The organism is Paenibacillus psychroresistens (assembly GCF_009728935.1).
In the GTDB taxonomy this organism is placed as follows: domain Bacteria; phylum Bacillota; class Bacilli; order Paenibacillales; family NBRC-103111; genus Paenibacillus_AC; species Paenibacillus_AC psychroresistens.
In genome coordinates this window covers 2368466-2380916 of the sequence record NZ_CP034235.1, presented here as the reverse complement: position 1 = coordinate 2380916, position 12451 = coordinate 2368466, and the positions used below count along the sequence as shown (strand labels likewise).

Genomic DNA, 12451 nt, shown 5'->3' with positions numbered 1-12451 from the left:
TCACTCCCCATTCTGAAATCGTGCAATATCATCAAAAGAATCCTTCAATCGGTCATAAACCTGCTCATACAACGGGAATAGCTGACCATACACTTTGTTGTTACCTATATCAACCGTATGGGCAGTGCCTGTTTGAATCCATGCTTGAACACCGCTAAAGTCACTTACCTCACCCATCGCAATTAAACCCAAGTAAGCTGCTCCTAAGCCAGAGCTTTCGATTACATCTGGAACAACCAAGGGCATTCCCCACACATCAGTCATAATCTGTCGCCAGAATATCGATCTTGCAAATCCACCTGAAGCACGAATTTCTTTACCTGGTCCAACAACCTCTGTAAGCGCAGCAGCGACGGAATAGAGTCCATAAACAACTCCCTCAAGCACAGAACGAATCATATGCGCTTTCCCGTGCGTTAGCGATAATCCAAAAAACACACCACGCGCATTAGCATTCCAATGAGGAGCTCGTTCACCAGTTAACATCGGCAGCATCAATAACCCCTCTGAACCAGCAGGGACTTTTTCCGCTAAAGCTGCTAAATAATCATAAGGATCCAAGCCTTGACGTCTGGCTTCTGCTGCTTCTTCAGTCGCTAGCACATCCCGCACCCAACGAAACAAGATTCCGCCATTATTAATCGCTCCGCCAACTACCCATGCATTTTCCGTTAATGCATAACAGAAAAGACGGCCTTTGGGATCAGCAATTGGTTTTGAAACAACCGTCCGCACAGCCCCGCTTGTCCCAACAGAAACTGAAAAAATTCCTGGCTCATATGCGCCAACACCTAGATTCGCCAACACTCCGTCAGCAGCTCCGACAACAAACGGAGTATCCAGCTCAATTCCCATTCGTTTCGCTTCAGAAGCATCTAAGCCCAGCAACCGATAGGTTGTAGGTACAGGCTCAGGCAGCCGATCAGCGGAAACACCAGCAATTCGCATTGCTTCCGCATCCCAAGCTAATGCAGCCAAATTGAATAATCCGGTGCCGCTAGCAATCGAATAATCCATCACAACTCGACCAAAAAGCTTAGCCAGAATGTAATCCTTAATCCCAACAAACCAAGCCGTCTTAGCAAAAATAACAAATTCATTTTCTTTTAACCACATCAGCTTAGTTAACGGAGACATGGGATGCAATGGAGTGCCTGTTCGCAAATATACCTCGTGACCTTCAGTGCTTTTTTTCAAACGATCCGCTTGCAAAACAGCCCGGCTATCCGCCCAAATAATACTTTGAGTCAATGGATTAAACTGCGCATCTATAGCAATCAAGCTATGCATCGCTGAACTGAAGGATACACATAGAATTTCGTTCGCTTGAACGCGAGAAGAAGCAATGACTTCGCGAATTCCCGCAATCACAGCTTCATATATTTCAGCAGGATTCTGTTCGGCTCTTCCTGGAAGCTCCGATATAATCCCATATCCAATTGAATGCTCCGCACGTATAGAGCCTGAACGCTCTACAAGCAAGGTTTTAGTGCTGGTTGTCCCGATATCAACGGCAACAACATACTTCTTCTCAACAGCCTGCATCTAGAATAAGTCCCCTTCTTCATTAAATGACCACATATAGGAGTCCGATAATATTTCAATATCCGCCTGTTGCCTTGCTTCCTCAAGCAAAGTAGTCGAAATTTCAATCTCGCCCAAATGCAAAGTATCTTGAATTCTCACCAACCGACAGGTCGTATAGTCCAGAACATTGCAGGTTTTGATCGCTGCTTTAATCGTATCCTCTTGATTGGCAAGCGTAGTAGCGATTTTGGTTGGTGCACAAACAGTTGAAGTTAGTCCATTGGCATAAGTCGCATCCAGATCCATTTTATCCACTAGCCTTCTTGTTGTAAAATCAGCTGTCCCTACCCCATTTGCATTGCCTTTAGTTTCATGCGTCAAATCCAATACGACCATCTTAGAAACATCGGGACCGCCCGCTGCATAAGGAGTTGGATACCTGCCTGTCACATTCGGATCCATGCCATCTCCACTAATGTTTTTACCAATATAATCAATGACAAGCACATCTAATTGAGAAAATAATATTTTGGGCAAGCGGGCTTTGGCTTCTTCTAACAGCTCTGGCTCTCTGGATTCGACAATTTCAATAGGCAGCACTTCAACACGACAGGTTTCATCATAGGCGTTTTCCACCAAAGCTACTCCAAAAACAATCGGCAAAAGCTCAATCATCACCTTCGCCATAGCTGGGACATTCTCCGCCATATATTTAAACCCAAGCTGATGACAAGCCTCCGCACCTTTTTGCTTGCCTAAGCCAATGGCGATCATCTTGAGAATGCCACTTTCTACTGCACCTCGAAAAGCTGTATGTGGCTTCACGCGATTAATTACCACAATAGCATCCGCTTCAGACGCAATCCGATCAACATAAATCGGCAAACCATTCGGCAGCTTCGCAAGCTCGATCACTTCCATAGAGGAGCGAATCGGGACTCCCATCAGATCTTCTGTGATGCCAAAATGGCTCAAAACCTCGGTTTGCCCTTCAGCAGTTGCTCCCCCATGGCTTCCCATGCAAGGAACAATAAAGGGATGTGCACCCGCATCGCGAATCGCATCAATTGTCGCTTTAGTAATTTCCGCGATATGCGCTATCCCTCGACTACCTACTGCGACCGCTACCGATTGTCCATGAAGAATACGATCCACAGCCCCCGGCTTTTGCAGCTCTTGCCGCAATACTTCGATTGGATTCTCTAGCTTAGTTGCGTCGAATTTCTGGCGGATTTTAATCATAGCTGGGATGGGAATATCTTTAACTAGTTGATGTAGAATATTCATAATATTTTCCTTCTTTTAACGGGTTATTTGCCAAGCAAGGCTAAATGTTTACCGATATGGGAGACAAGTGATTGTTCAAAAGCCTCTTCCTGTTCACTTAAAGTTAGATAGAATACGTCACGGAATAAGAACTTTCCTTGCTCGTCCTTAGCCTGCAAAAGAATCCCATAAGTAATATGAATCAGCTGACGCGCATTGTCTTCATTCATGTAAGTATCTGCCAAATCACTATCCGCTACACTTGCTAACGGCACGATTTTGCTAATATCTGTTGTCACGTGATAATAAGCTTTCGCCTCTTCAAAATGTGCCAAAGCGTAGCTATGCATACTTCGATATAAGCTTGGATTTACTTTGGCTACCGTACGAACGGCTTCCAGCCAGTTGGTGCCAGCAGTCTTAATATGGAACCTACCTTTAGTATACTTGCCAATTAACGAAAAGACACTAAACTTATCACTTCCGGAATGAATGCTTAATTTGTAGCCAAAATCATCTGCTAAGCCAGCATGAATCGCGAGTTCGCTTTCGAATTGGGCAATATCTCCGATATAATCAATCCCTTTTTGAAACTCCCCACAAAAGCGCGGTGCCATACTATAAATTTTGATTCCATCCTCATAAAGCTCATGCGCCACGAAAAAATGAGATTCTGGAGCGGTTGGAGTCGACGTTTCATCAATCGAGATTTCAAAGTCAATCTCACGCGAGGCATGCTCAATATAGCTGCGATAAATATGCTTCATATAATCAATTGCTTGGCTATAGATCAACACATTTTTAATTAATGTCGGACGGTCAAAAGAAATAGTAGTACCGGCTGCTTGAAAAGATTGGTCCAAATAACGGTTTTCGTAATGCGTACGAACCGCTTCAGGCAACAGCACATATTTCTCTGCTAAAACCGCATCTGTTGCGACTTCAATGGTCGTATCAATTTTCTCGGAGCAATCAAGCGTAAGCATCGTAAAGCCCAAATCCAGCGCCATGCGAATATCAGCCTCTACCTTGAGATGATCACCATCCGCGCCATACCCATCTTTATAGCCCTCTTGAAAAACAGCAAATGCCGATGCATCGATAACCTGTTTATAATCGCGCCCTGTTAAAGCTAATTCACGGATACTTTGCTGTGCCAGAATCGGCCGGATGTCATGCCCACGAACGGTTTGAATATGACCAGGTGAAGCAATCCCCAGCCGATCCCCAAGTCCAATCGTTGCAATCTCCGTTCCAAAAGCACGTGGTACTGTATAGTCAAAATATTGATTAAGCACAAGGCGATTCGCATGTGATGTTGGGCATTTTTTCACATTGCCCTCAATTGATCCTTCTAATGCATCATATAAAGCACCTTCGCCTGTTGCAATAAGATATTTTATATTCGCCTCTTTAATCATCACCAATTGTGTTTTTTCATTTACTGAAAAAGAGCTTTTATATATTTTTACGTCACCATTTGATAGTGTACTAATATTTCCTGCTTTCATTGCCTCAGCTAAACCTGTGTAATCTACCATTGTTTATTCCTCCTGCATAATTTGCTGTTACAGCTCAACCATCGCTTTGAGTACTTTGTTTTCCGGGTTAAGATAAGATTCAAATTGGCCAATTAACTGTTCAAAGCCCACGCGGTGGGTAATATAACTCTCGGCATCAATCGAGCCGCTTTTTACAGCTTGCATGACTGTATCAAAATCTTCACGAGTCGCGTTACGGCTGCCCATCAAGGTCAATTCTCGTTTGTGAAATTCAGGATCTGAGAACGTAATATCTGTCTTCACTAAACCAACAAAAATTAGCTTTCCGCCATGAGCAACATATTGAAAAGAATCTGCCATCGAGCGAGCATTACCTGTTGCATCAAAAACAATAGTTGGGTATTCTCCACCTGTGATTTCAGCCAAAGTATCCTTCGGATTGTTTAACGCATTTACGGTATAATCTACTCCCGCCCAGCTTTTGGCAAGCGTCAGACGCTCCTCGTTAATATCCATTGCTATCACCTTGGCTCCGCGATGTTTAGCAAGCGCCATTACACCTAAGCCAATAGGTCCTCCGCCAATAACCAGCGCGAATTCACCCTGTTTAAGCTCCGATCTTCTTACAGCATGGGCTCCAATACTCAAAGGCTCTATGATTGCTGATTGATCAAGCGTCAATCCATCTGTATGCAGCAGGTGGTCGGCTGGAATTGCCACGAATTCACGCATCCCACCGTCTATATGCACACCTAATACTCTCATGTTTGTGCAGCAGTTTGTTTTGCCATTTCGGCAAGCAATACAAGTACCACATTCCAAATACGGCATCACCGTTACTTGATCACCAGCTTTATAATCACTTACATCGCTGCCAATTGCTACGACAATTCCAGACAACTCATGCCCCAGAATGCGGGGATAAGAAAAGAAAGGCTGGTTGCCTTTATAGGCATGAAGATCAGTACCACAAATGCCAATCCGCTTGATGCTAACCAATACCTCACCAGCTTCGGCAACAGGAATCTCCGTTTCAGTCAGTAAAAATTCATCTGGTTTAACACATACGATCGTTTTCATCGTTAACTTCCTTTCCTATTGATATTCGGGATGGCCGCTAGGCCAGGTTAAGTTATGCACGGGCTTTAGAATTTCTAAGACCTCCTGAAGCAATCCCTCATCTATGGGCTCATCGGTCCACTCTATATTTTTCTTAATGTTAAGCGTACTTGCTGTGCTGACCAGAGTTGTCGGGATTTTCTCATTCTGCACCGAATATTGCACGGCTAATTTTGCTAGATCCGCACCTTTGCCAGCGCAATGAGCTGCTGCTTTTAGACAGACTTGCTTAATTTCTTCTGAAGCGGGATGCCAAGCGGCAATGTCCCTTCCATTTAGCAGTCCCATGGATAAGGGTGATGCATTCATTAACCCTACCTGTTTTGCTTCTAATAAAGGAAGCAGATCTAGCAAGGCCGTATCATTCAAAGAATAATGGCAATAGGATAAAATAACATCCACATCTGTTACAGACAACGTTTTCTCAAACACCTTAATCGGTAGGCCAGATACACCAAAATAACGAATCTTGCCCTGCTCCTTCAATTTATGTAAAGCTGGAATACCCTCTTCAATCACTTGCTTAAACGAACCAAACTCAATATCATGCAGCAGCAAAATATCCACATAATCCGTATTCAAGCGAGCCAAGCTTTCTTCCAAGCTGCTGGTGATTTTTTTCGCAGAGAAATCAAAATTATCATTTCCATACCGTCCAGCCTTTGTAGACAAAATAAACTTATCTCGCGGGATTTCTTTAAGCGCTTTGCCTAAGACAGTTTCAGCCTTGGTCAACCCATAATAAGGCGATACATCAATTAGATTAATTCCCATATCTACAGCCGTATGCACCGTACGAATGCCTTCATCCTCTTGAATGTCACGAAAAACAGAACCTAGTGAAGACGCACCGAAGCTTAATATTGAGACATCCAATCCTGTTCTGCCAAGCTTGCGATATTTCATTTATTTCCCCCCTTAAATTGATAGAAATTTACGGCATTTTCACCGAATAACTTAGCATTATCCGTCTCCGACCACGATTCGGGAAGCGATTTCAATAATATATTTATAACATCATCATAGCTTGCGGCGATCAAACAAACTGGCCAATCACTGCCAAACATAATCCGTTCTTTGCCAAAAACATCAATAACATGGTGAATATAAGCCGTGAAATCACTAAACTGCCAATTATTATGATCCGCTTCTGTTGCCATCGCAGATATTTTGCAATAGATCCCTGGGAATTGGGCAATAGCTGCCATTTGGCTTTTCCATGGCTCAATAATTCCAGCGGCAATTTGCGGTTTAGCAATATGATCAATAACCGCCCGTAATCCAGGTACTTCAGCTAATAGTTTAACAACTGCATCCAACTGATGAGAGCTCAATAATAAATCAACGGGAACCTGTTTTTCTGCAAAAAAACGCATTGCTTCAATAAAGCTTGGTTCGAGTATATAGTTGGCATCTGGTTGACCTTGAATCATCACACGAAAGCCAACAAACTTCGGATGCTTATTGAAAGCAGTGAAATGCTCACGATAATTAGGATCCTCGAGATCTAGCCAGCCAACAACACCTAGAATTTCATCTGTGGTGTCGCTCAGCCCTAATAGATACTCTGTTTCTGCCAAAGTGGCTGCAGCTTGGACAACAATGCTTCCTTGTAAGTTATGCTTCTGCAAATGTGGTGCTAAGTCCTCTGGTAGAAAATCTCGATACAATACTGGCAGCTCTGGTGTGATCCAACCATAATCATTTCTTGCCAGGCTCCAATAGTGCTGATGGGCATCAATCCGGATTGAACTCATCCTCAGTCACTCCTTGCATAAGTTTACTTCTCTCTATTCTAACAGCAATAGGTAAAGATAAAATAGCTAATCCTTGCATATTTGTACTCTTTTTTGCTATTATCAGATTATTATTGTTACTAAGGAGCTCCCTATGGATCCTATTCGCAAAAAGTTCGCATCTGGTCAAGCCTTTCCTTTTGCCTATAATTATCGAGACACCAAAAATCCGCAAAGCGAGCTTCCCGATCATCTGCACGATTGGTATGAGCTGGTTTATGTATATGAGGGAAAAGGGACATTTTTTATTAATCAAACCTTTTATGAGATGCGCAAAGGCGACGTTTTTATTATTCCCGGCGATACAATCCATCGTGCCTTTCCAGATAAAGATAATCCGGTTACCTCCACCGCTATTTTCTTCAGCCCCTTATTAGTCCAGCAAGTATCACTTGGTGATTCCTTTTCATATTTGAATTGTTATGAACAAAGTAAGATACATAGAAATTACCAGATCCCTCTACAGCTCTCGATGCAGCTTATAATAGAGTCTTGTTTGGATCATATCCAGCATGAGCTTGAACACAAAAAAACAGGCTATCGGCATTCGATTATCCTCGATCTCCAGCACATGCTGCTTCAGCTAAGTCGTGGTTCGGATACAGACAGCCCGCATATTCAAACAGATTCAACAACCGAACCCCTTTGGATGAAAAAAATATTATTCCATATAGATGAGCATTTAGAGCAGGATGTTGGTTTAGCCGCACTTTCCTTGAAAGCTTCCATCTCGCCTGCTCATTTTAGCCGTGTTTTTAAGAAGCTAACTGGCATGAACATAACGGAATATATCACCACTAAGAGAATTATTCGCGCCAAGGAGCTTTTACTTGAAACCGACAGCAACATCAGCCTTATCGCTGAAAGCTGCGGCTTCGAAAGCCTACCTCATTTCCATCGCATGTTTAAACGAATTACTAGTTTGACTCCAGCGGCTTATAAGAAGGCTTCTATAATGAGTCCTAATTCATGATATAAATTGCTCGCATTCTAATTATGACTTTCTCAATCCTTATGACCTGTATCCCTTTCACTCAGTTTGAGATTTAAGCCGAAAAAACCTTGAAAAGTAGTCTTTTCCCTAGTTATCTGTTCGCTGAGCCATGGGGATACAGGTCTAAAGGAAGCTTGGAAACCATAATCATTAGCTCTGATTTTGATATGCATTTCCATGAATAAATATTCAATAATATTTCGATTCCGTTTAATTATTCAACCAACCGCAGCATCTGATAAACCTGCCGATGATCACCCGATAGTTTAGCTTGCCTACTTTTGAGCTGCGAAGAACCATCACCGTCTAAGAATATCCCATCTACTAATCTCCGGTTTCCTAGCTTTTCAATAATAGCATTTCTAAACTCTTCAATCGTACATGGTGTTGGAGTCACAATCATATACAATTGTTGATATGCATCATAAACAAGCGCTGAGCGCATATGTAATTCGTCATAGGAAGGCATTTTCTCAAGGATTATTTCATTCTGCCAATTGAAATCTTCGACTAAGGACATGCTTACTCCACCTTGTGCCCAGTAATTATCAATGTCCGCAACGAATAGCTCACTAGCCTTACCAGCCAGTTGAACGGAGAAACGCTTCAAATAACCGTCCCAGACCAAAGTGCCTCTTTTAAACTTATTGTCAGTCCCCGTATTATACCAACCGGAACCATATTGACCCGTTACTCCTTGAACTGGCTTATTATTAATTACCGCAATACTTAGGAGTGTGCCCTCCCAGAAGAAACCGCCATTGATTCCATAATAAGTGGTCTTAGTTACGTTTGTGCTAATCGCTTGAAGACGTACATTCTCCGGATTTGTTTCTAAAACATGCAAAATCACTTCATTAGATGCTTGCAGCTTGTGATATTGATATTGCTGTGGATAGGTAGGGTTATCGTTTATGTAGGCAATCCAACTGACAATCAATAAACCAATTATGATTAGGATTAATTTCCTTCTAAAATCCATCTTTTGCAATTACACCCTTCTTTCATTTTCATATATAAATAGACGTACATATAATTCAGAAGTTGCTATATAATGAGATCAGTCATGAAACGAGGTGCAGCATGAAACCGCCAATTGTCCAAATACCGTTTAGTGAAATACGCACTCATGTACTTGGTGCCGATTACTGTTTGTTCCGTTCAGGCGATACTAATGGTCCGCGTATTTCCTATGTACATTCTTTTATCTATATAAAAAGTGGTCTTGGTACAATTACGATAGATGGAATTTCTTACGAGGCAGCAGCTAGGAGCTTATTCTACATTCAGCCCGGTATTAAACATACCTTTCATGCCAACGTAGCCAACCCGATGGTACATGCTTCGGTTTATGTCGATTTTTTATGGGATTCGACACCTAAGCTTAAAGGTGATCTTGCATTAAACTGCTATGAAACCGAGCTTTACCAGCCCCAGCTTTGTGCGTCTGCCATTCAATTCAAGGAAGACATTATCCTGCCTACCCAAATAATTATTCCAGTTAACACCAAATGGATTGAGACTTTTTTAGCGGTGATTGATCATTTTGATTATCGTGGCGTAGATACTGAGATTCGTTTGCGCTCCTTGTTTGAAGCCTTCCTTAGCGATTATATTCATTATTTGGCCCACCCGTTTGCTCCTTCGGATCCAAGGATTCGTAAACTAATTCTTTGGATGGAAGAGCAGATCCATGAAACTATCTCCATTGCAGAATGGGCTAGGCAGCTCTCGATTAGTCAAGCTTATCTGTATGAGTTATTTCATAAGGAAACCGGTGTCAGCCCGCAATATTACTACAATAGCTGCAAGCTTGCCCAAGCCAAAAAAGAGCTCCGCGAAACCGACCAATCGGTTACCTCCATTGCAGAAAAGCTAGGCTTTGCGACGATCCATTATTTCTCGAGACAATTCTCCAATCATTATCTTGAATCGCCAAGTCAATTTCGCAAACGGATTCGCGGTTATAGTCCGAATTAATAATAATCCTAGAATTGTGTAAAAAATTGAATCAGCGCCAAAGACTTCTCCCTGACAAACATGCTACTCTTTAAACAACTTGTTATCAGGATTAAGAGGAGATGAATGTTTAGTATGAACTCGAATAAGAATCAATGGATTTATGTTGCACCTGGCATTTGGAAGCTTATTTTAGGTAACCCCAATGAGGTAACACCGCTTTCCTTACTTCAAAATAAGCCCTCATTAGAAGGCTTAAACCGCATGGGAGATGAAGAATTTCCAGCCGCTGCCTATCAACTTGACTCGATCATTAATCAGAAACAAACCCTTTTAACCCTTCCCCTTACTGAATCTGAGAATATTTATGGCTTAGGTCTGCAGTTTATGCGGATGAACCACCGTGGTTATACAAGAGTACTGCGTGTTAATAGTGATCCACGCCAGGATACCGGTGAGACTCATGCTCCAGTTCCTTTCTACATCTCTAGTGAAGGATACGGTTTACTCATCAATACTTGTAGAATTGTGACGATGTATTGTGGTTCAACGGTTCGCAAAGACAGTACTCTGGAACCGAAGATCCGAGACCGCTCCACAGATTCGGATTGGCAGGCAACTCCAACATCCGACCAATTAGAGATTGTTATCCCTCATGAGCAAGGCATTGAAATTTATCTATTTGCCGGTCCGAATATGCTAAACGTGGTACGTCGCTATAATTTATTCTGTGGTGGAGGTGCGCTTCCGCCTAGATGGGGGCTTGGATTCTGGCATCGCGTTTCCATATTCTTTGACGAAGCCAAAGCTATTGAAGAAGCTATCGAGTTTCGCAAACGCGAGCTGCCCTGTGATGTCTTCGGGCTAGAACCAGGCTGGCACAGCAATAGTTATCCAACCTCCTATGAATGGTCAGATCAACGTTTTCCTGATCCGCAGAAATTCGTTTCTGCTATGAAAGACTTGGGTTTTAGACTGAATCTTTGGGAGAATCCTTATGTGGCACCAATAGCAAGAATTTACGAGAGCTTAAAGCCATTCGCAGGCTCGCATACCGTTTGGGGTGGACTTGCTCCAGATTATAGCCTTGAAGAAGCCCAACGTATATTAATCAAACAGCATGAAGCAGATCATCTCGATATTGGTATTTCTGGCTATAAAATCGATGAATGTGATGGCAGCGAGCTAACAGGTGCCTCTTGGATGTTTCCTGCTCATGCAACTTTTCCATCTGGACTTGATGGTGAGCAAATGCGCCAGGTTTACGGACTTCTTCTCCAAAAAATGACGACTGAAATGTTCCATGTGCGCAATCAAAGAACCTACGGATTAGTGCGAGCTTCCTCCACGGGTGCAGCCTCATTTCCCTATGTGCTTTATTCCGATTTATACGATCATCGCCAATTTGTCCGAGCCTTGTGCAACGCCAGCTTTAGCGGGTTACTCTGGACACCTGAACTGCGTGAAACCGATACGGATGAGGATTTCGTTCGCAGACTGCAGACCGTTTGTTTCTCTCCATTAGCTATGTTGAATGCTTGGGCTAGCGGTGTAAAGCCTTGGAACTATGGAGAGACTGAGCCAATAGTCCGCAAATATTTAGAGCTGCGTATGCAGTTAATGCCTTATTTATATTCTGCCTTTGCTCGCTATCATTTTGATGGAACCCCACCTTTTCGGGCGATGGAGCTTGAAATGGGGACAGAATTAAACTGTCGACAAGCTCATGAAATGAATCTCGATCAGCAAAATTCAACGCTTACAGAATTTGATTCTCATGAAGCTGCCTATGGTAAGAGAATAACATCAGATATGGATGATCAATATATGATGGGTGATTCCTTGCTTATCGCCCCACTTTTTGCAGGAGAATCTTCAAGGAAAGTCGTTTTGCCTATTGGTGATTGGTTTGATTTTGAATCAGGCGAATGTTTTGAAGGTGGTCGTTCCATTAAGGTACAAGCAGGATTAGATAAAATCCCCGTTTTCGTACGCAATGGAGGCATAGTCCCGCTTATGCCAGTCAGATTGAACGCACCTGCCGCAGGAGAAGAGGTCTCCATCGAAATTCGCCACTATGGCAAAGCTGCCGGAGAATTCCTTTTGTTCGATGATGACGGGGAAACTTATAATTATGAACAAGGAGAATACCAATGGAGAATTCTAAGTGTGTCGGAGGAAAGCCAAGGAAGAACAACCCATGTATCATTGGCAGAGGATAACAAACCTAGCTCATATAAGGACTTTACTTGGAATTTTTATTAACCAGCCTAACCCTCTAGAGAATT

The 12451-nt window shown here is 42.7% G+C and carries 10 protein-coding genes; 3 read left to right on the top strand and 7 right to left on the bottom strand.

Annotation, left to right across the window (positions count from 1 at the left end; genetic code table 11):
* Genes EHS13_RS10575 through EHS13_RS10550 form a run of 6 tightly spaced genes read right to left on the bottom strand, consistent with a single transcriptional unit; the run spans window position 1 to window position 7171 of the window.
* On the bottom strand, window positions 1–1545 hold the full coding sequence (locus tag EHS13_RS10575) for a gluconokinase (RefSeq protein ID WP_155700309.1): 1545 nt from the start codon (window positions 1543–1545) through the stop codon (window positions 1–3).
* Complete coding sequence (locus tag EHS13_RS10570) at window positions 1546–2814, bottom strand: nickel pincer cofactor-dependent isomerase, group 22 (protein ID WP_155700308.1); 1269 nt, start codon at window positions 2812–2814, stop codon at window positions 1546–1548.
* 23 nt (window positions 2815–2837) lie between these two features.
* Window positions 2838–4334 carry a tagaturonate epimerase family protein gene (locus EHS13_RS10565; protein WP_155700307.1) on the bottom strand — a complete coding sequence of 499 codons (1497 nt, stop codon included), beginning with the start codon at window positions 4332–4334 and terminating at the stop codon, window positions 2838–2840.
* Window positions 4335–4361: 27 nt separating this feature from the next.
* Window positions 4362–5375, bottom strand: coding sequence for a zinc-binding alcohol dehydrogenase family protein (locus EHS13_RS10560; protein ID WP_155700306.1), 1014 nt, complete (start codon window positions 5373–5375; stop codon window positions 4362–4364).
* A gap of 15 nt (window positions 5376–5390) precedes the next feature.
* Complete coding sequence (locus tag EHS13_RS10555) at window positions 5391–6320, bottom strand: aldo/keto reductase (RefSeq protein ID WP_155700305.1); 930 nt, start codon at window positions 6318–6320, stop codon at window positions 5391–5393.
* Window positions 6317–7171: an amidohydrolase family protein gene (locus EHS13_RS10550; protein WP_155700304.1), complete on the bottom strand. Its 855-nt coding sequence runs from the start codon at window positions 7169–7171 to the stop codon at window positions 6317–6319. Before EHS13_RS10550 ends, EHS13_RS10555 begins: the two co-directional genes overlap by 4 nt.
* Window positions 7172–7304: 133 nt before the next feature.
* On the opposite strand from EHS13_RS10550, the gene EHS13_RS10545 reads away from it, so the two are divergent.
* A complete protein-coding gene (locus EHS13_RS10545) occupies window positions 7305–8183 on the top strand; it encodes an AraC family transcriptional regulator (RefSeq protein WP_155700303.1) in 879 nt (292 codons plus the stop codon).
* Window positions 8184–8418: 235 nt separating this feature from the next.
* Here the strand turns inward: EHS13_RS10545 and EHS13_RS10540 are convergent, their stop codons facing one another.
* The gene (locus EHS13_RS10540; protein ID WP_155705296.1) at window positions 8419–9186 is read right to left on the bottom strand and encodes a hypothetical protein; all 768 of its coding nucleotides are present in this window, start codon (window positions 9184–9186) and stop codon (window positions 8419–8421) included.
* A gap of 101 nt (window positions 9187–9287) precedes the next feature.
* Between EHS13_RS10540 and EHS13_RS10535 the strand changes: the two genes are divergently transcribed.
* Together EHS13_RS10535 and EHS13_RS10530 are read left to right on the top strand one after the other, a co-directional pair.
* Window positions 9288–10184: an AraC family transcriptional regulator gene (locus tag EHS13_RS10535; RefSeq protein WP_155700302.1), complete on the top strand. Its 897-nt coding sequence runs from the start codon at window positions 9288–9290 to the stop codon at window positions 10182–10184.
* A gap of 114 nt (window positions 10185–10298) precedes the next feature.
* Entirely contained in the window at window positions 10299–12428 is a 2130-nt protein-coding gene (locus EHS13_RS10530; protein WP_155700301.1) for a glycoside hydrolase family 31 protein, read from the top strand.
* Window positions 12429–12451: the final 23 nt, after the last annotated feature.